Origin of the sequence: Pseudomonas salmasensis, assembly GCF_014268375.2 — a bacterium.
Lineage (GTDB): Bacteria > Pseudomonadota > Gammaproteobacteria > Pseudomonadales > Pseudomonadaceae > Aquipseudomonas > Aquipseudomonas salmasensis.
On sequence record NZ_CP077083.1, the window covers coordinates 4684374 to 4709699 of the forward strand.

The 25326-nt window shown below is 56.3% G+C and carries 19 protein-coding genes and 1 pseudogene; 8 read left to right on the forward strand and 12 right to left on the reverse strand.

The window, feature by feature from the left end; genetic code table 11:
• Positions 1-17 precede the first annotated feature (17 nt).
• From HU731_RS21005 to HU731_RS21050, 10 genes are all read right to left on the reverse strand, one after another.
• A complete protein-coding gene (locus HU731_RS21005) occupies positions 18-1334 on the reverse strand; it encodes a nucleotide sugar dehydrogenase (protein WP_186607392.1) in 1317 nt (438 codons plus the stop codon).
• Between the two features lie 878 nt (positions 1335-2212).
• Complete coding sequence (gene yaaA / locus HU731_RS21010) at positions 2213-2992, reverse strand: peroxide stress protein YaaA (RefSeq protein ID WP_186607393.1); 780 nt, start codon at positions 2990-2992, stop codon at positions 2213-2215.
• A gap of 134 nt (positions 2993-3126) precedes the next feature.
• The gene (gene icmH, locus HU731_RS21015) at positions 3127-3975 is read right to left on the reverse strand and encodes a type IVB secretion system protein IcmH/DotU (RefSeq protein ID WP_186607394.1); all 849 of its coding nucleotides are present in this window, start codon (positions 3973-3975) and stop codon (positions 3127-3129) included.
• Between the two features lie 136 nt (positions 3976-4111).
• Positions 4112-5218, reverse strand: a complete 1107-nt coding sequence (locus tag HU731_RS21020; RefSeq protein WP_186607395.1) for a type VI immunity family protein — start codon at positions 5216-5218, stop codon at positions 4112-4114.
• Between the two features lie 70 nt (positions 5219-5288).
• On the reverse strand, positions 5289-6269 hold the full coding sequence (locus HU731_RS21025; RefSeq protein WP_186607396.1) for a beta propeller repeat protein: 981 nt from the start codon (positions 6267-6269) through the stop codon (positions 5289-5291).
• A 13-nt stretch (positions 6270-6282) separates the two neighbouring features.
• Positions 6283-6960, reverse strand: a complete 678-nt coding sequence (locus HU731_RS21030) for a hypothetical protein (RefSeq protein ID WP_186607397.1) — start codon at positions 6958-6960, stop codon at positions 6283-6285.
• Positions 6961-6970: 10 nt separating this feature from the next.
• Positions 6971-7453 (reverse strand): hypothetical protein, encoded by a 483-nt coding sequence (locus tag HU731_RS21035; RefSeq protein ID WP_186607398.1) that lies wholly within the window; start codon positions 7451-7453, stop codon positions 6971-6973.
• A gap of 3 nt (positions 7454-7456) precedes the next feature.
• Complete coding sequence (locus tag HU731_RS21040; RefSeq protein WP_032893479.1) at positions 7457-7813, reverse strand: DUF4150 domain-containing protein; 357 nt, start codon at positions 7811-7813, stop codon at positions 7457-7459.
• A 1-nt stretch (position 7814) separates the two neighbouring features.
• Positions 7815-9164: a DUF2169 family type VI secretion system accessory protein gene (locus HU731_RS21045; RefSeq protein ID WP_186607399.1), complete on the reverse strand. Its 1350-nt coding sequence runs from the start codon at positions 9162-9164 to the stop codon at positions 7815-7817.
• Positions 9165-9172: 8 nt separating this feature from the next.
• Positions 9173-11185: a type VI secretion system Vgr family protein gene (locus tag HU731_RS21050; protein ID WP_186607400.1), complete on the reverse strand. Its 2013-nt coding sequence runs from the start codon at positions 11183-11185 to the stop codon at positions 9173-9175.
• 287 nt (positions 11186-11472) lie between these two features.
• Between HU731_RS21050 and HU731_RS21055 the strand changes: the two genes are divergently transcribed.
• From HU731_RS21055 to HU731_RS21090, 8 genes and pseudogenes are all read left to right on the forward strand, one after another.
• Complete coding sequence (locus HU731_RS21055; RefSeq protein ID WP_186607401.1) at positions 11473-12597, forward strand: polysaccharide deacetylase family protein; 1125 nt, start codon at positions 11473-11475, stop codon at positions 12595-12597.
• A gap of 340 nt (positions 12598-12937) precedes the next feature.
• The gene (locus HU731_RS21060) at positions 12938-14332 is read left to right on the forward strand and encodes a PhoH family protein (RefSeq protein ID WP_003188745.1); all 1395 of its coding nucleotides are present in this window, start codon (positions 12938-12940) and stop codon (positions 14330-14332) included.
• A gap of 82 nt (positions 14333-14414) precedes the next feature.
• Positions 14415-14576: pseudogene (locus HU731_RS28995) on the forward strand (autotransporter domain-containing protein); the annotation flags it as partial.
• 166 nt (positions 14577-14742) lie between these two features.
• Positions 14743-15216, forward strand: coding sequence for a cyclic pyranopterin monophosphate synthase MoaC (gene moaC, locus HU731_RS21070; RefSeq protein ID WP_186607402.1), 474 nt, complete (start codon positions 14743-14745; stop codon positions 15214-15216).
• A complete protein-coding gene (gene moaD, locus HU731_RS21075; protein ID WP_186607403.1) occupies positions 15213-15455 on the forward strand; it encodes a molybdopterin converting factor subunit 1 in 243 nt (80 codons plus the stop codon). The genes moaC and moaD overlap by 4 nt, the downstream gene beginning before the upstream one ends.
• Before the next feature lie 2 nt (positions 15456-15457).
• Positions 15458-15910, forward strand: a complete 453-nt coding sequence (gene moaE / locus HU731_RS21080) for a molybdopterin synthase catalytic subunit MoaE (protein WP_186607404.1) — start codon at positions 15458-15460, stop codon at positions 15908-15910.
• Positions 15911-16137: 227 nt separating this feature from the next.
• Positions 16138-18165, forward strand: coding sequence for a hypothetical protein (locus HU731_RS21085; protein WP_186607405.1), 2028 nt, complete (start codon positions 16138-16140; stop codon positions 18163-18165).
• Positions 18166-18221: 56 nt separating this feature from the next.
• The gene (locus tag HU731_RS21090; protein WP_186607406.1) at positions 18222-22946 is read left to right on the forward strand and encodes an RHS repeat domain-containing protein; all 4725 of its coding nucleotides are present in this window, start codon (positions 18222-18224) and stop codon (positions 22944-22946) included.
• Positions 22947-23010: 64 nt separating this feature from the next.
• Here HU731_RS21090 and rhlB read toward each other — a convergent pair whose 3' ends face one another.
• Together rhlB and HU731_RS21100 are read right to left on the reverse strand one after the other, a co-directional pair.
• Positions 23011-24477 (reverse strand): ATP-dependent RNA helicase RhlB, encoded by a 1467-nt coding sequence (rhlB, locus tag HU731_RS21095; protein ID WP_186607407.1) that lies wholly within the window; start codon positions 24475-24477, stop codon positions 23011-23013.
• Positions 24478-24571: 94 nt separating this feature from the next.
• Complete coding sequence (locus tag HU731_RS21100) at positions 24572-25228, reverse strand: alpha/beta hydrolase (RefSeq protein WP_186607408.1); 657 nt, start codon at positions 25226-25228, stop codon at positions 24572-24574.
• Positions 25229-25326 lie beyond the last annotated feature (98 nt).

A 25326-nucleotide genomic window follows, 5' to 3' on the forward strand; every position in this document is an offset into this window, starting at 1 on the left:
GAAACTTGCCGTTGCTGTTACCAGCAAATACCTTCGGTACGGCCGCTCACGCTGGTGGCCTTGGACATGAAGCCCACCAGGTCGACCACTTGTTTGCCTTCCGGAGCGTTATGCGCCAGGGCACGGAACTTCTCGTCACGGTTACCGAGGATGATCACGTCGGAGTTGTTGATCACATCATCGAAATCCGAGTTGAGCAGGGACGACACGTGCGGGATCTTGCCCTCGATGTAGTCCTTGTTCGCGCCGTGTACACGGGCGTACTCGACGTTGCTGTCGTAGATGCTCAGGTCGTAGCCCTTGCCGATCAGCATTTCTGCCAGCTCTACCAACGGGCTTTCGCGCAGGTCGTCGGTGCCGGCCTTGAAGCTCAGGCCCAGCAGCGCAACTTTGCGTTTGTCGTGGCTGGAGACGATGTCGAAGGCGTTCTGTACCTGGGACTCGTTGCTGCGCATCAGCGAGTTGAGCAGCGGTGCTTCCACGTCCAGGGAGCCGGCGCGGTAGGTGAGGGCGCGCACGTCTTTTGGCAGGCACGAGCCACCGAAGGCGAAGCCTGGGCGCATGTAGTACTGGGACAGGTTGAGGGTCTTATCCTGGCAGACCACTTCCATCACTTCGCGACCGTCGACGCCGACAGCCTTGGCGATGTTGCCGATCTCGTTGGCGAAGGTGACTTTGGTGGCGTGCCACACGTTGCAGGTGTACTTGATCATTTCGGCGACGGCGATGTCCTTGCGGATGATCGGCGCATCGAGTTCTTCGTACAGCGACTGCAGGACATCGCCGGAGGCGGTGTCGAACTCACCGATGACGGTCATCGGCGGCAGGTCGTAGTCGGCGATGGCGGTGGATTCACGCAGGAACTCCGGGTTGACCGCAACGCCGAAATCAACGCCGGCTTTCTTGCCGGAGCAGTCTTCGAGGATCGGGATCACCACGTTGGCCACGGTGCCTGGCAGTACGGTGCTGCGCACCACGATGGTGTGGCGAGTGGTCTTGTCACGCAGTACAAAACCGATTTCGCGGCATACCGACTCGATGTAGTTCAGTTCCAGGTCGCCGTTTTTCTTGCTCGGCGTACCCACGCAGATCATCGACAGGTCGGTGTCGCGGATGGCGTCGGCGAAGTTGGTGGTACCGCGCAGTCGACCGGTTGCGATGCCTTGGCTCAACAGTTCGCCCAGACCTGGTTCAACGATGGGGGATTTACCCGCATTGATCAGGTCGATCTTTTCCTTGGAGATGTCTACGCCGACCACTTCATGGCCACGGGCAGACAGGCAACCGGCACACACGGCGCCAACGTAACCCAAACCAAATATGCTGATGCGCATCGCAATTACCTCTATGTTTAAATCATGCCATTAGATGGCCGGAGTTCATGTTTGCAAGCGTCACTGATGCCGCGAAAGTTAGGCGAATAGACGCCGACTTACCGCGTGCAGGCATGTTAAATAGCGAGTGACTAACTATTGCACTCAAGTTGTGCGCAACGTGGCCTTGTTATTGGGGCTTGCCCTGAAATGCAGCCGGTCTTCCGTGGCGGAAGGGGCCGGCGCCAGTGCCGCAGGGCTTTGATACAGGCAAGAAGCCTTTTGATATCAATGCCTTGGGTGTTAACACTGGCTCATTTAGGTCAGCGCTGCCTTGGCCTTTAGGGGGTTGGCAATGAGTCCTTATCGCCGCCCTCAACTCAATCAGTTGATGATATGACCCTCGAGCCAAAGTGCTATATGACAACTTGGCTACTTCCATTGGTCGGTATGTAAGTCATCTCTTACGTAAACAGAGAATTTCGTTACCGGTGGTATGAGCGGTGCTTCAGGACGAAGTTCCGGGCCGCTCATCCCCTTTCCGGAAATTTTTTGAAATATTAGAAAAGATGGCACTAGTACTATATTGATAGCACTTGCTATTTAGGCCAGTAGTTATGGGGAGTTGGTGCGAGAGGATAGTTTTGTGCCACTACCGTTAAAAAAAAGTGGTGCCACTACGAAAAAAACCGACGAGTGTCGAGTGAAGAAATTGTTAGGGATGTGTCGTAATATTTTTTGGCGCCAAATAAATGACGATCCCAGGGCTGAAATGCAGACAAAAATGTGGGAGCTGGCTTGCCTGCGATAGCGGTGTATCAGCAACATGTGAGTCGGCTGACCCACCGCTATCGCAGGCAAGCCAGCTCCCACAGTTGATGTTGGTGGCTGTACAGGCCTTATTCCGGTGCGTGATCGCGCAAAAACACCAGGTTGTCTGGCTTGGACTGCTCCGCATTGAAGCGGTAACCCTGCACATCGAACTGCTTGAGCTGTGCCGGGTCGTTGATGCGTTCTTCAATCACAAACCGGCTCATCATGCCTCGGGCTTTTTTCGCGTAGAAGCTGATGATCTTGTACTGACCGTTCTTCAGGTCCTTGAACTCAGTATTGATGATCCGCGCCTTCAAGGCCGTGCGCTTGACCGCCGAAAAATACTCATTGGACGCCAGGTTGAGCAGCACATCGTCGCCTTGCTCGGCCAGTGCCTCATTCAACCACTCGCTGATGCGCGTACCCCAGAAAGCATAGAGGTCCTTGCCACGGGCATTGGCCAGTTTGGTGCCCATCTCCAGGCGGTACGGCATCATCAAATCCAACGGGCGCAGCAAGCCGTAGAGCCCCGAGAGCATGCGCAGGTGGTCCTGGGCGTAGCTGAAATCGGCCTCGCTGAACGTCTCGGCATTCAGGCCGGTATACACATCGCCCTTGAACGCCAGCAGCGCCTGCTTGGCGTTGGCCGGAGTGAAGGCCGGCGTCCAGCTGCCGAAGCGCGCGGCGTTGAGGCCACCGATCTTGTCGGAGACGTGCATCAACTCACTGATTTGCGCCGGGCTCAGTTCGCGCAGTTGCTCGAGCAGTTCCTGGGAGTGGTCCAGGTACTGCGGCTGGGTGAAGCGCGCAGTGACCGGCTTGGACTCGAAGTCGAGGGTTTTGGCGGGGGAAATCACCATCAGCATGAAGTTGGCTCCTGGAATCGTGGCGTGTAGCGTGGGCGCGATTCTAGGGGGTTGGGCGTTTTGACTCCACCTATGATGGTGATAGGCACATGTTGGCGCTGATACGACAATTGGACGAGTGCTCTGGAAAACGGCTAGAGGCTGAGGATCCGCTCCAGAGACGCCAATACTTGCTGGGTGATGGTGTTCAAGCGAATCGAGTAGACCGTGTAGGCGACCGTCAGTACTACGGCAGCCATGGCCCACGGCGTCCACAATGGCCAGGCGCGTTTGATCCGGTAGTTGCGCGGCGCGACGTTGGTCAGCGGGTCGGTCAGGCGCTTGGGTGTTTCGCCGCGAAGAGGGCGCAGCAGACCGTGCAACTGGTCGATGATTTTGTGTATTTCGTCATCGCCCTTGCTATGAGCGCCGTATTTGCCTTTGAGGCCGGAGATCAGGCATTGGTACATGAACTCCAGCACATGCTGGTACTTGGCGGCTTCGGGAATCATGTTGTTCATGATGGTGAAGAATTTTTCGCCGCCTTGGGTCTCGCTGTGGAATTGGCTGAGCAATGAGCGGGCGCTCCAGGTAGAGAGCCTGCCCCAGGTGGTGCGCATGACCACTTCGTCCACCAACAGGCACAGGCTGTAGGAGTAGGCCTTGAGCATGCTGGCGTCGTAGTCGAGCTGGCGGACTTCTTCCATGATCGCGATGATCTGGTTGCTGACGCTTTGGTACAGCGCCGGTACGTCATCGTGGTGGTCCAGACGGCGCAGGCGGATGACCAGGCCGATCAGCGGCGTGGCGGCGTCGCACAGCGGGTTCCAGGCCACGCCGCGTATATCGTATTCAGGGTCTGCTAGCAGTATGGGCGGCTTCGGCTTGGCTTGCTCCACGCTGAGGGCGGCCTCTTCGTTACTGGCGTCCTGTGGCAAGTAGTTGAAGAGCTGATTGTTATGTCCTGTTGTAGGCATGTTTTTGCTGGGTGTGGGCTCACTCATTTTTTTCTCCAGTCGTGCACAACTGCTCCAAATCCGGCAATGATTCACTGAGGTCGACGCCGACCCCGTTGCCGATGCTCAGGCCTTGCCAGTGAAGGCGACAGAGCCTGTATTAGCTGAAGCCAGAAGGGGTTGATTACAGTTTGAATTTACCGTCAGGGGCTTGGCTGAAAAGGTCACCAAGCATCTGCCTGCTAGCGTTCAACTGTTGTTGCTCCGCTGCTGATATACGGCGATAAAGCGGTGAAGGCGGGTGCTTCGGCGAGTCGCTGGGAAGGTCAAAACGGCGCATCCATTGGTTGCTGGTGCGCTCGTTGAGGCGCACTTCACCGGCAATCGAGCCGTAGTGCAGCGAGCCAATATTGCTGACTCGCAAGGGTTTGAGCACTTCATTGACCATCACATACAGCTCGGGGCGAGGGTCGATATCCGCTTTGCCCAAGGCAGGCCAGTCTCCAGCACGAAAAATGGTGCCCCATTCGTAAGGCAAAATGCCTATACGTATGTCGTTGAGTTGTTCGAGCAAATCCTCGGTTGTCCCTAATTTGCTTACCCAATGGTGGGCAAGGTAGGTATACCAGTTGAGGTTGCTGTAGCCGGTGCGCCATTTCTTATTGCCGCTGGGAATGCACAGGTCTGCACCTCGGTACTCTTGTACCAGTTCATATTCAACATGCTGATAATTTTCCCATTCATAACTGTGTTGAATACCTAATCCTGCGGCCCCGTGCAATGGGCGTAAAATGTTGCACATTTTGAATGTCAGTTCTTCAAAATTCTTTTTACCTGAACCTTTGAGTTCTTCAATAGGAAGGTACAGTCTTACGGTTGTTATTGAGCTATGCACTTTTTCGTACCATCCGGCAGGCGAGTACGCGTCAAACATGTAGGTGCCAACGTTTTGAAAGCTTTTGTTAGAGGACCACATAAGTGCAGCTGACTCTGCAAAGCCATCCGATTGTATATATGAAATACAGTCCTGCATGGTTTGAGGGGTGAAATTTTGCTCAATCATATTTTCGCCTCCTGTGTAGCCCCATACCAACTTTTCACCAAAGTGCTTACAGAAGAGTTCAAAGGCTTCAGCAATATGCTTTCTGCGAACGGGGAGGTAAGCATCTATCAGGTAAAAAGTCGCTACCAGCCCCACTTGCAGAACTGGCTGCTCTTCATCTGTTTCATCGACAATGGTGAAGTCCCAGCGATGGGCATCGAAGTCTTTGAAAAACTGATCTTCATTCATGGTTTGCCTCCGGTATATCTTCCAAAAAAATACATAGTTTTGGAGGTGGGCATTAAATTTATAGGCGTGGTTAGTTGTCTATGTGGACGAACTCGTCCCAGCGAACCCCATCAAAACGCAGTAATTTTTCAGATGAAAGTGCCCACATGACACCGTCTTTTGATTCGATGGAGCTGACCTCTTTAGCGGTAATGTCGACCTTTTTGATTGTATTGTCGATGACTTTGTAAATGCCGTTATTGGCTCCGATGTAGATATTGTTTTGGAATTCAGTTGCTGAATAAAAGTCAGCATCTATTTTCTTTCGGGCGAGCACTTTAAAACCCAATCGTGCGCTCCCATTGATTATTGTCCCCTGTGAACCAACGATCCAGACAATTCCAGAGGATGAAATATATATACAATGAAGGTCAGCGGCTGTGAGGCGAGGTAATTTGTGCCATTGAACCCCATCGTGATTTGCAAGAAAGCCATCAGTTCCGACAACGTAGATATCGCCCGTTGAACCGTCTATATCAAACAAGTCAAGGGTTTCGTCTATGGAAAGCTTTACGCTCTCCATAAAGCTCATGTCAGTGTTTGCTATGATTAACTTATTTTTTTTAAGTATGCCATCATCAAAATGCTCCCAGGTGGACTCGTTTCTTCTATAAATCTGTCCTCTGTGGCCGCAGCTATACAACTGACCATCTATATGCTTTATCTTGTTGACGTATCCATACATTTTACTGGATGGATCGAGGCCAGCATCTTGTATCTTCTCAACGCTAATTGCATCTCTGCTAAAGCACTCAACGTAGCCTTCTTCGCTGAGTGCGTAGATTTTACGTGTTGCTCCTGAGGTTGGCGGAGGGAAGCAGGTTGAGACCACATGTAAGTCTGGCAGGTCATGATAGAACCACTTGTCCTTATTTTTGTCTTGGTAGAAAAAAAGTCGAGAATAAGGTTCGTCAAAAGTGCGGTCTGTGAATGAGCATGACATGTAGTACATGTCCCTGTTGATTGCTGATCCAGTATTCATAATCAGCGAAATGGATTGTTTTGAGGGCATTTTTCAACTTCCTTTAGAAATCACCAGCGCCGAATGTGCCAAGGGATCCTGGTGGGGTAGATCTTATAAGTTTTCCTGATTTATCAGCCCTGACTCTAAATTGTGAAGGTAAACCTTTGGTTTCATGGTATGTACGTAATTGAGCGGCCAACACGCCAGAGTTGCATCCGGTGACGCGTGCCGTTGCAAGTGCACCCATTATTTCAAGTTTTAGCAGGGTAGTGGTTCCGGGTGGGGTCTCAGATAATCCAAGTGCTGTTTCAAGAGGGTCATAAAACTTGTGTATTTTTCCATGTTGGTCCGTAAGTCCTTTTCCTCTTACACAGATCACTAATCCCTCTGACTCGGAAAGACCTCCAGGGATTTGTTTTCTGTTGGGCCCTTGGCGTGGACCTTGTCTGAACGCACGATCTGGTACGACATGGTGGCCTGTCAAACCTTGTGCTTTGCATGTGTCTGGTTTGTAAGGGCGCAATAAACACTTTTCATTACCTAAAAATTTTCCGCCATTTTTTCCTTTAGGCAAAGCCGGATCTACTGCCTTTGTTTCAACGGCACGTGCAGCTCTTTCGGATACCTCCCTGCCACCCTGAACTCCGGCTTTGTTGATGCCTTTTCCAATCAGTACACCGCCTTTTAGTGCATCGCCTGCAAAGGGAATCGCGGCAACTGCTGAGAGGCTAGCATTCACCGCATCGCCTTCAGCAGCATGGATGCCATGCGTTGATCAAGTCTGGGATTGCACCCAGTCCAGGTACGAAGCCTAGGACATCTAGGCCGCCGTGAACCCACGGGCTTGCACTAGTCCACCACCCTTTTTCTGCCTCTGTTTGCGTTTCTATGATTGGGTTTGCCTGCGAAGCCGAAACTGCCGCAGGCACCGTTTCACCCACCACCCGCCCGATGGTATTGCCACTCTTGAACGAACTGAACGGCGGCATCGTCGCCAATTCGGCGCGCAAGTAGCGTTTGCGCATTTCCTCGTATTCATACTCCTGCATTTCCCGGCTTTCGTGCAGTTCATTACCTTGTGCATCCCGCCCAAACAGGTCGACTTGCACGCCGCCGTTCTCGCCGAGCTGTAGCATCATTTCGTCCGGGCCGGCGATGCTGTCGGCAGGACGTCGGACGGGTACACTGACCGTATGCACCCGCACCGGTGCCAGGTTGATTGGTTCGGCCATGCGCTAAGCCCCATTCATCCAGAACTTGTCGTCATGGCGCACCACCAACTTGCCTTCGGCGCGTACGCTGCTGCTCTTCTCCAACGGGTAGCATTTGCCGCCGACTGTGTTGCTCTTGATACCTTTGGCGGCGCCAGCTCCATCCCCCTTGGTGGTCGGTACCAGGCTCTTGTCGAACACCACCACTGGCCTGCCGTTGGCACGTACCGATTTGGCCACGCCGGTAGCGGTTTTCAGCTCGGCAGTGACCGGGTAAGGCACCGGCGGGATGGCACTGCCCATCGGGGTCTTGCACACGTCGGGGACGATGCTGACCACCTTCCATTTGCCTTGTTTGCGAGCGATGACGTTATCGGCCATGTCAGAGCGCCTCCTTTGCTGCGCGTTTGATCAGCGGTGCATTCGGATCCGTCTCGAAGCGCGCTTCCAATACGCGAATGCCCAAGTGATTGGGCAGGCTGATGCGGTGGGTCAGCGCCAAGGTCATGGCTTCGGTGTCGATGCGCAGGGTGTCGGTGAGCATGGGCAATGGCAGCATGGCGCCGTTGTGCAGGCGCATTAGGACAAACGGGCGATGGCCGGGCAGTTCGACGCACAATGTGCCGTCGGGCGTAAGGCCTGGGGCGGTCAGGTTGAACAGTTCAAGACGAAACGCGGGCGGCGGAAATTCGATCTGTTGATCAACCGGCGCACCGTTCCAGTAGGCAAAGTCGAAATCCCGTGGCAAGCCCGGCCAGCGTTCCCGCTGCCAGACCTCGTCATAGCTCCCGGCCAAGGGCAGGCGAGGCGCCCAGGCACGCCCAACCACGCCGAATCCAGCCGGGTGGTTTTTGTAGCTGGCCGCGAGCTGCGCCATGCCACGGGCGTCCGGTTCATCCTCGGGGTGTTTGACCCGATCCAGACGCCACACCGGTTTGTCGATGGGCTCGATCTGTGGCGCGGGCAGTTCGCGCAGCGGCTTGTCCAGTTGATAGCCAAGGTCTTCTTGACGCTTGTCGATCCAGCCGCAGCCCAGTGGGTTGCTGTAGCAAACTTCGTTGAGCAGATAGGGCGGGGTGTTTTCATCAATCGCGTGCTCGGGATTAGGCACTACGCTGCTGCCACCGAAGGCATATTCCCAGCGCAGCGGAACACACGTTGCGGGCTGAGGTTCGGACAATTGCCAGCCGCCGAACAAGCTGTGACGGAATTGGCGAGGGCCGGTGAATTTGAGTTGCTTGTCCAGCAAGTAATGGCGCCTCGGCGCATCGGCCCGACGCTTAAAAGCTTCTTGCCGGGCGGCTTGCCATTCCATTAGCTGGTACTCGGTCAGGCGTTCGCCGGGACTCAGCGGCGTCGGCAGGGGCACCTCGATGTTGGGCGGTGGCGCCAGCGGCGCACTGATGCGCAGCCCGGCGGTCCACTGCGTTGCTGGTTGGCCTTGTGGCGCATGAGCATGGCCCGCAACGATCACATCACAGCGTGGTTTGAATGGCGCCAGGTCGCTTTCCTCGCAGACGCTGCTTGCTCCTTCCTCGCCGTAGTAGCGATCAGCGGTGCATAGGGCCAACGGATCCTCATCCAGTATCTCGGCCCGAAACTGCCCCGGTTGCTCGTCAATGGGTAACAACCGATAGCCCACCTTCAAAACCAGCACCGGGTACTCTTGGTCGTCCATGCCCAGGGCACTGAAACACAGCGCATCAAAAGGCGTCAGATTGCGAAATCCCATGACGCCTCCTAGTTGATATCCACGTCTTGGCCGTTGATCTGCACCGCGCCGCTGGCGCTGAAATCGAAGGTGCGGCCATTGATCAGTACGGTGCCGTCGGACTTCATCACCAAGGTGGATTTGCCCACCGTGACCTTGAATTCATCCCCGGCGTCGATGGTGAATTTCTTGCCCACCGCCACCGATTTGTGGATGCCGACCTGCTCGCTTTGGCTCAGGCCCACGGTGGTGTTCATGGCCGCGCCAACGCTGGTTTGGTAGGCCGCGCCAATGGTCAGCGCCTTGGCCAAACCGATGGTTTCGGCTTTGGCCAGCTTGATGGTCTCTGCCTTGTTGCCACCGATGGTTACGCTGCGGTTGGCACCGATGCTGATGGTTTCGTTCTGGCCAACGTCCTCGGTGCGGTGGTCGCCGATGGAGATGGTTTCGTTGTGCTCGACTCGCTCCTTGCGGTTATTGCCGACGAAGACGCCGTTGTTGTTTTTGATGTGGACGTTCTTGTCCTTTTCGGCATGGATAAACACTTCCTGATGCCCGAGTTCATCCTCAAAACGCAGCTCATTGAAGCCTTCGCCTTTATGAGTTCGGCTTTTGATGGTCATCCGTGTCTTGTGCTTGGGCAGCTCATACGGTGGCAGGTTGGTTTGCCGGTATGCCCGACCGATAGCGATAGGCTGATCGGCATCGCCATCAAGGTAGCCGATGATCAGTTCCTGACCCACACGTGGGATGGCCATGGCGCCCCAAAGCTCTCCCGCCCAGCCTTGAGCCACACGAATCCAGCATGAGCTGTGATCGTTGTTTTTGTCAGCGCGATCCCACGGAAACTGCACTTTCACCCGGCCCCATTCATCGCAGTAGATCTCTTCCCCTGGCGGCCCAACCACCGTGGCGATCTGCGGGCCGTCGATGCAGGGTTTGGCACGCAGCGGCGCCTTCCAATCCGAGGTCCAGCGGATGGCGCTGGCAGTCATTTCATATGAGGTGCCGTGGTCGCTGCCGAACGCCTCTTCCTCCAAGCTGGTGTGCTGTTTGCCTTCGTGGGTGATGGCGGTGGTGCGCCAACGGTCGTTGAAGTCTTCGCGGGGATGCTCATTGAGGTCGAACGCCAGCCCCGGTTGCAGGCGAGCGTCGTCACCGGCCAGGTGCGCCAGTTTGGCGTCATTGCGCAGGGCGGTGAGCCGAGTCTTGGTGAAGGGTTTGCCGGCGATGTCGCGTTTGTAGCGGCCGGGGTAGTCGTAGCGTTCGTAGTCCTTGTGCTGGTTTTTCAGGTCCTGGTCGCCGGTGGCGGTGTGCTGTTGGTCGTAGCGCGGGTGGGTGAAGGTGTAGTCGCGTTGTACCTGGCGGGCGGTACGTACTTGTTCGGTGTAGTGAAAACGGGTCAAGGCCGGTTCCGTGGCATCGCCGCCGGCCATGGGTTGGTAGATCACGGGGCAATGTTTGTGCGTGCCGATGGTGCCCAGGCTGCCGACGCGGTCGGTGAGGACGAGGGTGTGGCCGTCGTCGCGGTGTTCGAAGGTGTAGAGCAGGCCTTCTTCGGCGGCGAGGCGGGCGATGAAATCGAGGTCGGTTTCGCCGGCCTGTACGCAGTATTCGCGGCGCTGATGATCGAAGCAGATTTCGCGGCGGATGTCGGTTAGCCGATGCTCGGCAAGCACGTTGGTGATGATGTCGGGCACGGTCTGGCCCTGGAAGATGCGCCAGTTGGAACGCAGGTCGAAACGCGCCAGGGTCGGTTCGATGACGGCGGTGTAGCGGGTGCGATGGAAGCCGGTGTCTCCCTGGGTGAACAGGCTGACCAGGCCGTGTACGTAGCGCACCGGCATTTCGCCGCGCCAGATCGTGAACAGCCCTGCCAGGTCGAGCACGTTATTGAAGTCGATGGCGGCGTTGTGGCTGGCCAGTTCCAAATGCAGTTTGAACGGCTGGGACAGGCCTTCTTCAAGCGTGAAGGACACCACATCGAAGGCATCGCCTTTCAAGGGCTCGAACGTGAATCGCAGGTCGCTTTGGCGGGGCATGGAGCTTCCTTTTTTCCTGTTGCCCCGCCAATTGCAATTGCCGTCAGCCGGGACACGATGGGGAACATGCTGCTCGCAGAGCCGCAGGTAGGGGCCGATCTTAGGAAGCCGTAAGCGAGCCCTTCAATAGGGTGGAGGGAATCAAGAGGTCTCTTACTTATTGGAGGGGCAATAGCTGTAGGACTTATCCGTCATGGCCAGCCAGAGGCCCGTCGAACCTGGCCAATGCCATCTGGGCGGACGTGATCAGCTATAGTGGCCGACGACTCTGCAGAGGGAGACCCCGCGTGCGATTAGCGCTTTTATTGTCCGCTTGCCTGCTGTGCCTGAATGCCCAGGCCGCGCCGGTGGATGTCGCCAGCCTGGACCGTGGTACCTGGCCGGAAAAACTCGTCAGCCCGGCGCTGTTCGATGTGGCTTCGCGTGCGGAGATTCTGATGTTCGCCCACGGCCTGCTCGCCAGCGAAGCCCTGGACGACGCCGCGCTCAAGCAGCGCTTGGGGTTGAAGATCATCAACCTGGCTGCCATCGACGACCTGCGTCGCCAGCTCTGGCAACGGCTGTTGGAGAACTACACATTCGCCCAGCAGAGCTGCGAAGAAGATGCTTCGTTCTGCTACCTGGTGGAAAACATGGACGACCTGCGTGAGCAGGCCGGCAAGTTCGAGGTCGGTGACAACTCTTTCTATATAGGCTGGGCCGCCCCCAGCCGGCACTTCCACGCACGCTATCTGGACGAGTTGTTGCGCAAGGCCGCGCTGTTTCCGCAGATCAGCAGTGAAGTGGCGCGCTTTGGCGATCATGAGCGCAACGGTGATGAACTCAATGACCGGATGTTTTTGCTGACCTTCGACGGTGGCCCTGCAGCTGTCAGCGGCAATACCGACTGGCTCACCGATTACCTGCGTAAGCAAAAGATGAACGCCACGTTCTTTGTCCTTGGCAGCAGCTTGCAAACCCGCGTGGAGCGCAGTTCCGCCGCCGATGTGCAGGCGCTGTACCAAGGGCAGTGTGTGGGTCTGCAGGGCTGGCAGTACCGCTCCCACAGCCATTGGGTCGACTGGCAAAGCTCCATCACCCGCAGTGCCGGGCTGGTACAGAACCTGATGCCGGAAAATTATGTGCCCTTGTTCCGCCCACCGTATGGGCAACGCCGCGCAGACAGCCAGGGCTTCTTCCAGCAACAGGGCCTGCAAGTGGCGTTATGGGACATCGATTCCCAGGACGAGCCGGGCAAGCTCAAGGCCGATGAGTCGGCGCAACGGGTGCTGACGTTGATGCTGCTGTGGCGCAAAGGCGTGATCGTGTTTCACGACACTCAGGACAAGGCGCGGATGGCATTGCCGATGGTGTTGCAGGCGACGGCGCAGAGTGGCTTGGGTTGGCAGGAGTGTCGCGAGGCATTTCGATGAAGTGCCAGAATTTGCTGGGGATGGGGTGTTTTCGGGGCGATTTGCTGCGACATTTCGATGCAGGCGGACTTCCGACTTTAACGGGGTACATGGCACTCGGCTAGTGCTATTCGTCATCCTGAAAAATAAACTTCAAAAAAGCGTCAAAGTGCTTTTTCCTGTCATGGGTTTTGCGGTATTACGAAGTCAGATCGCCGAAACCTGCAGCACAGGTGGCGTCTTCCAAGACTCCTCCTGTGGGCACTGCACTTGACCTTACTCAAGGTGCAATCGGTGGTCGAATCGAGGCGCAGCACCGCCCAGGTATTGCGTCGAATGGCTCCCACAAAGGTGACCGAGTATGGATGATCATGGACGTAACCCTTCTTCCGACCAGCCAATCCTTTATGTGCTTGATACCAACGTATTGATCCACGATCCAAACGCACTGCTGAACTTCGAAGAACACCACGTCGCCATCCCGATGATCGTGCTTGAGGAGCTCGACAAACTCAAAAGCGGCCACCACAGCGTTGCCGCCGAATGCCGCCAGGCCATCCGCCTGATCGACAAGACCCTGGGTGAAGCCTCGCCCGAGGACGTTGAAGTTGGCGTACCGATCCAGCGTGGCAAGGGCGGGCCCAAGGGCTTGCTGTCGATTCTGATGAGCAAGCGCAGCGAGCCCAACAGCCTGCTGCCGGAAAACCTGAACGACAACAAAATCATCAACCAATTGATCGACCTGCACGCCCGCGACAAGGACCTGCGCGTGGTGCTGGTGACCAAAGACATCAATATGCGCCTCAAGGCACGAGCGTGTGGGATCGCTGCCGAGGACTACAGCACCGACCAACTGGTCGACGACGTGTCGATGCTCTCGCGTGGTTATCACATGATGACCGGCTCGTTCTGGGACCGTGTGAGCAAAGTCGAAACCCGTCAGGACCACGGCCGTACCTGGCACCAGGTACAGCTGATCGACAACCTGCCGGCCGTGCATATCAATGAGTTCATTGTCGATGAACAGGGCTTTGTGGGCTGGATCAAAGAGATCCAGGTCGACAAGCTGCTGATCCTCGACCTGCATCAGGAGCCCCTGTTGCACCAGGAAGCCTGGGGCCTGAAACCGCGTGATATCTACCAGAGCCTGGCGCTCTACGCGCTGCTCGACCCGGACATCCACCTGGTCAACCTGACCGGCGCCGCAGGCTCGGGCAAAACCATCCTGGCCCTGGCCGCCGCCATCGAACAGACCATGGTCACCAAACGCTATCGCCGCATCATCGCCACCCGCAGCGTGCAGGGCCTGGACCAGGAAATCGGCTTTCTGCCCGGTACCGAGGCGGAAAAAATGGAGCCGTGGCTGGGAGCGATTACCGACAACCTCGAAGCCTTGCACATGGATGACGAAAACACCCATGGCAGCGTCGACTACATCCTCAGCAAAGTGCCGTTGCAGTTCAAATCCCTCAACTACATCCGAGGTCGCAGCTTCCAGCAAAGCCTGATTCTGATCGATGAATGCCAGAACCTTACGCCGCACCAGATGAAAACCATCATCACCCGTGCCGGCGCCGGTTCCAAAGTGGTGTGCCTGGGCAACCTGGCGCAGATCGACACCCCTTACCTGTCCGCGACCAGCTCCGGGCTGACTTACCTGACGGAACGCTTCAAAGACTTCCCGAACGGCGTGCACATTGCGCTGCAAGGGGTACCGCGTTCGATTCTGGCTGAATACGCCGAGTCTCATCTGTAACTGCATTGAACCTGCTACGAAAAACCCCGGATTTTTCACGAAGTCCGGGGTTTTTGTTCTGTGCGACATTTGCCTGCGTTAACGCGTCCTGGGTGTCAGCACCTGGCACCGCCTGGACACTTCGCGGCGGGCGGCCGCCAATCAATCGGACCACGCTAAGGCCGACTACAACGCACGCACCGACCAGGTGTTTGCCGAGATCGGTTACACCCAGTGGACCGTGCTGGAACCCTTCGCCAACCTCTTATCCAACCGCGGTAACAACAACGGCATTAATGCCGGGTTTACTTTCCGGTTCTAACCTTGAATGTAGGAGCGAGCAAGCTCGCTCCTACAGGATGGGATAAACAGCCCTGCGCAAATTTTGACCCACAGGTTTACAATCGCTGCTCCTGATCAGGAGTATCCCTGTGCTGACTCATCTCGATTCCCAAGGTCGCGCCCATATGGTCGACGTCACCGACAAAGCCGTGACGTTCCGTGAGGCGGTGGCCGAAGCGCGGGTGCGCATGTTGCCCGACACCCTGCAAATGATTGTCGACGGCGCCCACCCCAAGGGCGACGTGTTTGCCGTGGCCCGCATTGCCGGGATCCAGGCAGCGAAAAAAACCAGTGACTTGATCCCCCTGTGCCACCCGTTGATGCTCACCGGCGTCAAGGTGGAACTGCGTGCCGACGGCACGGACGCTGTGCATATCCTTGCGCGCTGCAAGCTTTCCGGCCAGACCGGCGTTGAGATGGAAGCCCTGACCGCCGCCAGCGTCGCAGCACTGACGATCTACGACATGTGCAAGGCGGTGGACCGTGGCATGACCATTGAGAGTATTCGCCTGCTGGAAAAGCTTGGCGGCAAGAGCGGGCATTTCAAGGCGGATGAACAATGAGTATCAACGTACTGTTTTTTGCGCGCTACGCCGAAGCGGTGGGCTTGGATTCGTTGGAGATGGAAGGTGAGTTTGCCAGCGTTGATGCCGTACGCCTCGCGCTGGCTGCTGACCCGGAATTCGCCGTACTCAACGAAGCGAGCCTGATGTGTGCGCGCAACGAGGAGCTGTGCAGCCTCGACCAACCGGTGCAAGCCGGTGATGAGGTCGCCTTCTTCCCACCTGTGACCGGAGGCTGAGCATGGCCATTCGTGTGCAGGTCGAAGCCTTTGATCCCGGTGCCGAAGTCAACGCCATGCACGCGGCCAACGTGGGCGTGGGCGCGGTGGTGAGCTTTGTCGGCTATGTGCGCGACTTCAATGACGGGCGCGACGTGTCGGGGATGTTCCTGGAACACTACCCCGGCATGACCGAAAAGGCCCTGGGCAAGATCGCCGTGGAAGCCGAACAGCGCTGGCCGTTGCTCAAGCTGGAAGTGCTGCATCGTGTTGGCGCGCTGGAACCCGGTGAGCCGATTGTGTTCGTCGGCGCGGCCAGTGCGCACCGGCAGGCAGCGTTTGATGCCTGTGCGTTTGTGATGGATTACTTGAAGACGCGGGCGCCGTTTTGGAAGAAGGAAAACACCCCGGAGGGGCCGCGGTGGGTGGAAGGGCGTGATAGTGATCATGCGGCGGCTGATCGCTGGAAGCCCTGAGCAGATGCCAGTGCCGGCTTTCAATAGTTTGTCTTTGATCCATTGTTTTTTGACTGGGTATTGTTAGGTTTATTCGGAATTAATATATAAGACTGTCAGATCTGACAGTTGTTGCTGGCTACCGTTATAGGCTTTGATGGTGTTAGGGCACCAATGTGGTTTTCACGTGAGATAAATTCGCTGAGACATTGGCCACATCACCAACAAGCAATAGCGGAAGGTAGGGTATGGTCGCGCACGAGCATGCAAGCAGATTGTTGAGTTTCAATATCAGGCGCCCAAATAGAACGAATAGGGCCAATGGCTTGTATGCCAATGGTAATCATCAATGTGAAGTTATCATTGATATTGTCAAGCAGCTCCGCGCCGCAGATGGTACGTGGGTCGTTGCCCTCTTGACTGATGAAGAGCGTAGCAGTGTGGCCGTCGTTGAATGGTCTGAGCAGCATAATGAAAAACTTCCGCGCGGGTGGAGTTGTGATACGCAGAAAAATCGATATGACATTGGGCTCTGGGCGAAAGAGTCGGTCAATGAAAATTCAAAAAATACCGTAACTGAATTCGCTAGCCACCCACAGGCCGAGTCTGTAGTCCGTTATTTGCGTTGTGATTTAGATGTCGCGGTGGGGCCGGTGCGCTTTATGGCGCGGATAGTTATTGATGGGAAAATTTATACAACGCATTTTTCCCAAGGCGCAGCGGCCTTTGAGTCATCGGTTACCCTCGTGCCTGAGCAACCGTTTTATTTGGATGTTCGAGATCTTGAAGTCTATGAAGATAATGGCGCGTATTTCGCTTCTAGTTCGAATGCGGTAGTGATGGCTGCGGTCTACTATTGGCAACCTCCAGCAGGGGTGTTTTTTGTAGAAAATAGAGGTATTGCGGAACCGATTAATTTACCGGGTGATGGAGCTGCTTTCGACTCTTCATTGTCGCGAACGGTAGAGGGTTGGATTGGGTTGTCTTATAAAGCAGGAACGCTTACCAATAAAAATGAAATTGGACAAACGCTGGAGATAGGAGAACTCCATCAGGGTTTGGGTGTGCCTGATGAACATGCGCTTGTAAGGTTTAATGAGCGACCTACCATCATGCGTGCGATCAAAGTTATTAGTAATCTATTTGTTTTTCCTGAACATTATGAGCGTAGGCCTTGGCGGCTGCTGGATAACTTTGGAACAGAGCATACGTTTACGTTAGAGGGTGACACTCAAGGCAATCTCTACTTGCGGAACGCATCAGAAGTTGGGTCGTATTATTTGGAGCATTTCGAGATTATGCTTCCCAATGGTCAGGCGTTGACCGACGCTCTTTATTCCAATGGCCGTCATCAGTGCCAGGTGGAAGTGGAGGTCATCATGATGCAGCGTCGCCCTGATGGCAGTACGGTGCAAGCTAAATTGACGGATGCACAGCGCAACAGCCTGACGTTAACACGCTTTTCACTGAATAATAACGAGCCGCTTCCTAACGGTTGGAGCTGCGATAAAGAAAAAAATATCTACGACCTTGGTTTGAGGAACTTGGGAGCTGAAACTGGTGTAGGCCAGGGTCAAAATGTCGAACGTGAAACGGCAAATTCAAAACGACAAAACGCCATAGGCTCGCCAAAGGAGGTGGTCAATCGATACCTGCGGGTTGATGCAGGAACCCGTCATGAAAGGGTCCGCTTCATGGCTGTTATTGATGTGGATGGGGTTCGGTATACGACTAACTATAGCCATGATGATATTAGCTTTATTTCCTATGTGACGATCGGCTTCGTTCCTCCGTATAGGTTGTGGGTAAGCGATCTCATACAATACGATGATCAGAGTGCATATGATGATTTTTTTTGCGATATTGACGTTTATTATTGGACTCCAAGGTCGGGGGAGCGGTTTCTCGTTAATCGAGGTCTTGATTCGCCATTGTTTCTCCCTTTAGAAGGACGTAGTGCGACCTCGTCATACTGTTTGGCAGTTGGCCCTATTCGTACTTATAAGGGTGGAATTGTGTATGGTAAGGATGTTGCTAATCCCAAGGTGTTGGTGTCAGATATATCTAAAAGCCATCCTTTGGGAGGACACGGGGTTGTTAGGTTTAATGAGCGATCTACCATTATGCGTGCGGTAAGGTATCGTGAAAATCAAGATTGGGGCGTGCAATTAGATCATCAAAGCAGATGGCGCTTGTGGGATAATTATGGATGTGAGCAGGTTTATATTATTGTAGGGTCTGATGTTGGGAATCTGCTTGGATTAAAGGATGGTTGAGTCATTCGGGGCGGTCTTCGATACGTAATGATATTGGTCGGCGAGTGGTGGTTGATATGGATGTCTATTCCCAAGCTTTCAATTTTAGTGCTTATTTAAGTGGTGCGGTCGACACGCGTACGGGGCACTACAGCGTTCGCATTAACCTGATCACGCTATATCCGGTGGGCCCGCAGGCAGTAAGTCGTGATATCGGATTGTCGTTCTCCATGCTCAATACCGCGTCAAGCGTGTACGGTACAGGATGGCGGATAAGTAATACTGAGTTCGACAGTACACGCTTGCGACTAACGCTGCTTACCGGGGAGCAGTTCAAAACCCAAAGCCTGCCCGCTGTTGGCGGCACGTTAATTATTAAGGATAACAAGCTCAAAAACCTGGTGGTTCGGCGGCCTGATACGAGTACGCTGCATGTGATTTACAAAGACGGCACTGTTGAGGTGTTGCAGCGTACCAGCAGTTCCATGCCTTATCGAATCGTGGCGATTGAGTTTGAGAACGGCGAGCGCATGAAGTGGGAGTATACGCTGGGCGGATCGCTCGAGCGGGTTCTGGGGCACAATCAGGAAGTGTTGTTGCAGCTGTCCTATTCCAGCGGGCGCCTGGCAGCGGTTGACTCACGGGTAGACGGCGGTCGATATGCACGTACTCGTTTCACGTATACCAGTGATAAGTTGACCGCTATCACGGCCCCTTATGATCGGGATGAGCCGTTTCAGAGTGCGGGGTTCGTTTTTGGCTATACGCCCGCGTTTCGCAATGGATTGATTGGCATCAACCGTGTGAAGTCGCCGATGGGAGGCGAGGAGATAATCAGGTACGTCGAGAACGGTCATCAGTATGGCAATGGTCAATATATTCCACGGGTTTACAGTTGGGTTCAGACACCCGCGAGCAGTCAGTTGCCCATTACCCGAACTTACACCTACAGCACGGGCAGTAATTTTACGGGTTACCCCTATTCTGGCGGCTTTCGTGAAGGCGAGGACAACCTGTACGTGATTGGTGGGGACTATAACTATTGGGTTGAAGAGAGATATATCGACCCGCAAGACAGTACCGTACTGAGCAGTACCCGCAGCACGTTCAACAAATTCCACCTGCTGATTGAAGAACAAACCTTGCGTGAAGGCGCACAAGCCACCACGACCATTGCTTACAACACCGCCTCAGGTCTCTTTCCGGCGCAGCCCGCCAATCTCCAACTGCCCAGGCTTATCACCACTCGTTATGAGTTAGTGGCTGGCGGTACGACGAGAGAAGTGCAGGTTGCGATCGAAACCGATGAATACGGCAACGAGTTGAGTCGCACCGAGGCTTCCGGCGTTCGCACCGAGTTCAGCTATTACCCGATCAATGGTGAAAGCGGAAAATGTCCAGCCGACCCTCATGGGCTTTTTCAGCGTTACTTAAAGCAAGAGCGCTTGATCCCCGTAGCAGGCAACCCCACAGACCGCCTTACCGAGTACACCCACACTCGAATACCTGCGACAGGCAGCAGTTACTGTGTTCTTCTGGCGAGCTCTCAGGACGCCAGGGTCAGTCAGCAGCAAAGCTATTACGATGCCCCCTTGGAACTGCTTGGGCGATTGAAAAGCAGCACTTCTGCCATCGACGGACAATCGTTAGTCAGCCATTTCAGTTACACCATGAGCGGCGATACGCTCAGTGAAACTCATCGGCTGTTGGGCCGTGAAGGCCACTGGCTGGAATCGGTACGCACGCTCTCTCTGGTCAACCGGCGCCTGATGTCGATGAGCCGCGACGGGGAGGCAACGCTGGTCATGACGTATGATGTTGCGGGGCGTTTGACGGCGGAAACGGCTTCGCCAGGTAAACCGCAGGAAGCTGGGCGTCATTTTTTCTATCACTATGCAACGCCCACGAAACGCGCCCATTTGGTGACTACGGATGCGCAAGGCCGCAGCACCGTCACTTACTACGATGGGATGGGACGGCAGGTTGCACAAGCGTTGCTGCTGGAGGGCGGAACAAACGAACAGCCCCTCGGCACCTGGCGTTATGACGCGCTTGGGCAGACGGTGGAAAAGACGCGTATTGATTATCTGCCGGATGGCGAGCGCGTCTTGACCACGCGCTACGCCTATAACCCTTGGGGTAACGCCAGTCGTGTGACACGCGTCGATGGCAGCGTGACGATCGATGACTATGACCCACGGCTGCATGTGCGTGTAACTGGAGTCGAGGGCGGCGAGCGTCTGGAAACTCATCTGAATGCTCATCATCAGCCGTTCCAGGTGAACCGGGTGGACGCCCTCGGGCAGCTCACTGAGGTGGAGTCGCGAACCTATGACGGCCTTGGGCGTTGCCTGTCACGTCTGGACGTGGATAAGCATCGCACCGATTACTCTTATGACCTGTTCGACCGCGTGGTGACGACCGTCCAAACGCCATCGGATGGCAGCCCATCGCGGCAGCGCACCGTGGCCTACGCGCCAGGCAGCAGTGAGCCGCACACAAGTTCAATCAGCATGGATGGCAGGCTGGTGGGATCGCGCACCTACGACAGCCTGGGCCGATTGACAGCGCAGTCCAGGGGGACGGCGCCCGCCACGACCTGGGATTATGAGACCGGTTGGACTGAACCTGTGGCCGTGGTGTCCGGAGCCGGGAAGCGCCAGCAATGGGCTTATGACAAGGAGTTGGGCGTGCTGAGCACGGTCAAGATGGCGGGGCATCCGGACAGGCTGTACCGGCATGACCCGGTCAGTGCTCAACCCACCTATTCAGAAAATGGCGCGCTCAAACATGAGTTATTCCACGATGTGAACGGTTACCCGGAAAAAGAAGTGCAAACGGTGCTCGGCATGCCATTGACCGCCCACTATGGCCACTCACTGGGCGGGCGCCTGCTGCACCACACGTCCCCTGAGGGGCTGCGCAGCGACTTTGAATATGACGCCAACGGCAGGTTCCGCAAGATGGTGGCCGGGGAGGTGGCGGTTGAACAGCACTATGATCGGTTTGCGCGGCCTGAGGTGCTGACCACCCGCTATGCCAGTACCGAGGTGGTCACCCGCGTTGGCTATGACGCCCTGGGGCGCGAGGCTGAGCGGCGCTTTGAGCAAAACGGTGCGCTGCTGCAAGTGATGAGCAGCACTTATCATCCCAATAGCTTGCTGGCCAGTCGTTTTGTGCGTGATGCAGCCGCGCAGTTGGTGATTGGCGAGACGTTCACCTATGACGCCTTCTTGCGACTGACCACTTATCGTTGCGAGGGGCGTGAGTACCCCCAGGATTCCCTGGGACGAAACATCGCAGGGCAACAATTCAGTTTCGACAGCCTGGATAACATCACCCGCGTCGTGACGTCTTTCGCTGACGGTACGCAGGACATCAGTGAACGGTTTTTCACCGATGCCGACCCTACCCGCCTGACCCGTGTAACCCACTCCAACCCGGCGCAGGATGATGCCTTGGCCTATGATGCGGCGGGTAATTTGACCGGTGGGCCGGCAGGGCGAATCTACACCTACAATGGCTTTGACCAGTTGACCCACGTGCAGGAGGGCTCGCTGCAGTGCAGCTACCAGTACGATGCTCAATCTCGCCAAGTCGTGGCGGCTCGGGGTAACGAAACACCGGTGGTCATGGCCTACGCGGGGGATCGCCTGGATACGTTGGTGGAGGGCAGCAGGGCACTGCGTTACTTCAATGCAGCTGGCCACGTGCAGGCGCGCACTGGCGGGGTAGAGGGGCCACAACTGCATCTGAATGACGGGGCGGGCAGCGTGCGCGGCGTCGTGGCGCCGGGGCAGGCTATGGTACAACGCCATTACGCTCCGTATGGCGAGGGCAATGTGGTTGCGCGGGACGGTAATGTGCGCTCGATGGCGGATCTGCAATTGCCGGCATTTACTGGCGAGCGTCTGGATGCAGCGGTCGGTCTGTACCATTTTAAGTTCCGTACATACGAGCCGTGCCTGAAGGTGTTTCTTTCGGCTGATCCCCTGGCGCCGTTTGATGAGGGTGGGATCAACAGCTACGCCTACTGTGCCGGTAATCCGAGCAATCTCATCGACCCTAGCGGGCTGTTGCCGAAGTGGTTGGCATGGGTGCTCACCGGCGTTGCCCTGGCCTTATCGGTGGTGGCGTTCAAGGTTGCGGTGGTCGGGTTCGCGGCGGCGCTCGCTAAAGGGGCGGTGAAGGCGGCAAATATTTTTGGCGTCATCGCTACGGGCTCAAGCTCTGTAAGCGGTGTATTGGGAGTCACAGGACTAAGTGTCGAAGCGGTCGATAAGCAGATGGGCTGGGACCGTTCGCAGCACATCAAGAATCTGGGGTGGGCGTCTTTCGCATTTTCCACCGTTGGCGTGGCTGCCAGTGTCAGCCTTTCTGCCACGTTGGGAATCAACGCCTTTAGAAGCGCAGCGCTCAAGGCGTCTGAAAAAACCACCGGGTTCTTATCAAGTCCTCTTGGCAGCGGGCTCGTTGCGGCAGGCAAGAACGCGACAGGGCTGTCTTACTCGCTCGCCGTCCCAGCCAAGATAACCACTGCCAGTCAAGTATTCGGCGGTGCCCGCTCGGTGCTCAGATGGACCAACTTCAGCCGTGGCCTGGATGCCCGACTCAAAAGCGCACAAGCGCAGCCAGTGGCCGATGACGAGCAGCCACAGTCGCAGCAGCAACCACAGCCGCAACCCATGAGTCTGGGACTGGTGGACATGTCAGGGAGTAGTTTTCAGTTCTACGGGGAGTTTCGACGGGAGGTAACGCGTATTCGTCAGTCTGTTCTGAGTGACCTGGATCGCGATGACTGATCGACAATATTGGCCGAGGCCGTAAACATGCCAGTCAGGTTCGCTGACTGGCATTGACTCGCGCTTAAGGTCGCTTGCGTTCCACGGCCCGCAACAAATGCGTCGGCGGCGTCTCACAGCTGATCTTGCGCCCCAGCAACGCCTCGATGGACGGCAACTGGTACGAGTCATCTTCGCCTGCAAAGCTGATCGACACGCCCGCCGCACCCGCACGCCCGGTACGGCCGATGCGGTGCACGTAGTCGTCCGGCACTTCCGGCAGGGTGAAGTTGATCACGTGGCTGATGCCGTCGATGTGAATACCACGACCGGCCACGTCGGTGGCTACCAGCACGCGGATCTTGCCTTCACGAAAGCCCTCCAGGGTCTTGATGCGCTTGTGTTGCGGCACATCGCCCGACAGTTGCGCGGCATTGACGCCGTCGCGCACCAGGCGCTCTTCGATGCGGCGCACTTCGTCCTTGCGGTTGGCGAACACCATCACGCGTTCCCAGCCGTTGTCGTTGACCAGGTTGTAGAGCAGTTTGTACTTGTCGGCACCGGCGACGGCGTAGATATGCTGCTCGACGTTTTCGCTGGCGACGTTGAGTGCTTCGATCTCGACGATGGACGGGTCAGTGGTCCACTGCTTGGCGAGGTTCATCACGTCTTCGGTGAAGGTCGCGGAGAACAGCAGGGTCTGACGCTCGGTTTTCGGCGGGGTCTGGCGAATGATCTGGCGTACTTGTGGGATAAAGCCCATGTCGAGCATGCGGTCGGCTTCGTCCAGCACCATCACTTCGACCATGTCCAGGTGCACATCGCCGCGCTGGTTGAAGTCGAGCAGGCGGCCCGGGGTGGCGACGAGGATGTCGCAGTGACGGGCTTCAAGGTGCTTGAGCTGTTTGTCGAAGTCCATGCCGCCCACGAACGTCATGACGTTGAGGCCGGTGTACTTGGTCAGGTCGGCGGCGTCCTTGGCGATCTGCACCACCAGCTCACGGGTCGGGGCGATGATCAGCGCACGCGGTTCACCCATGTAGCGTTCTTTGGGCGGCGGCGTTTGCAGCAGTTGGGTGATGATCGAGATCAGGAACGCGGCGGTCTTGCCGGTACCGGTCTGGGCGCGGCCGATGGCGTCTTTGCCCGCGAGGGTGAAGCCCAGCACTTGCGCCTGGATCGGCGTGCAGTATGGGAAACCCAGGTCCTGGATGGCGTGCATCAGTTCCGGGGCCAGTTTGAAATCGTGGAAGCGGGTCTTGCCTTCCTGGGGTTCGACGACGAAGTCTTCGAGTTTCCAGGGTGTCACGGGCGGCTTGGGCGCACGTTCGCGACGGGGCTTGGCCACCGGCGCCGGGGCAGGCTCGGCAGGCTTTACCTGTTCAGGCGGCGTCACCGTGGTTGTGTTCGGTGAGGCGGCGGGCGCGTTCCGGCCGGGCTGTTGACCGTCATTGCGGTTGCCGGGCTTGGGGGCAGGTGCACTGGGAACAGGCGTGAGCGGCTCAGCCTCGCTTTTGCCGAACATCTTCTTGAGTGCTTTGAGCACGGTCATCTCATTAATTGATTAAGGAATGTACGCCGGCCAGTGTAATGCAAGAATCGGGCGCGGCGTAGTGCGTCTGTCATACGGCTACATAAACACGGGTTCAGCGCAGGCGTTCAGTCAGCCAGGTGCCGATATCGTGTATCTCTTGGGGTAACACTTCGTGGCCCATTGGGTATTCCTGCCATGTCACGGTGACACCACGGCTCTTCAGATGCTCGTAGGCGCTGCGGCCCATGGCGCTCTGCACCACTTCGTCGTGCTGGCCGTGCAGGCACAGCGTGGGGATGCGTTGCTGGCTGGCGGATAATTGCAGGTCATTGTCGAAGGTGGGTGCATAGGTGGAGAGGGCGATCACGCCGCCCAAGGGCCCCTCCCATTTCTTGAACGCGGTGTGGAAAACCACCGCGCCGCCTTGAGAAAAACCGGCGAGAAAAATCCGCGAAGTGTCTATTCCGGTTCTCTGTTGCGCCTCGATCAGGTCTGTGACCATTTTGGCCGACGCTTGCAGCTCTTCATGACTGATCGAACGGGCCGGGCTCATGGCCTTGATGTCGTACCAGCTTGGCATCTCGTAACCGCCGTTAATCGTCACCGGACGGGTGGGCGCTTGCGGCAAAACAAAGCGGGTGCTCAGCAAGGTTTCCTGCAGGGCTTCAGCCACCGGCAGAAAGTCATAGCGATCGGCGCCCAGGCCATGCAGCCAGATAACGCAGGCGTCTGCGGGCTTGGCAGGCTGAAGAATCAAGGGTTCGGTCATGTTTGCTCCATAGATGTGCGGGCGCTCCGATTAGGTGCGTCGGAACGGTGCGCGACAGGTTGATCTGTTAAGAGAATGTCGCAAGGTTGAATCTTTTG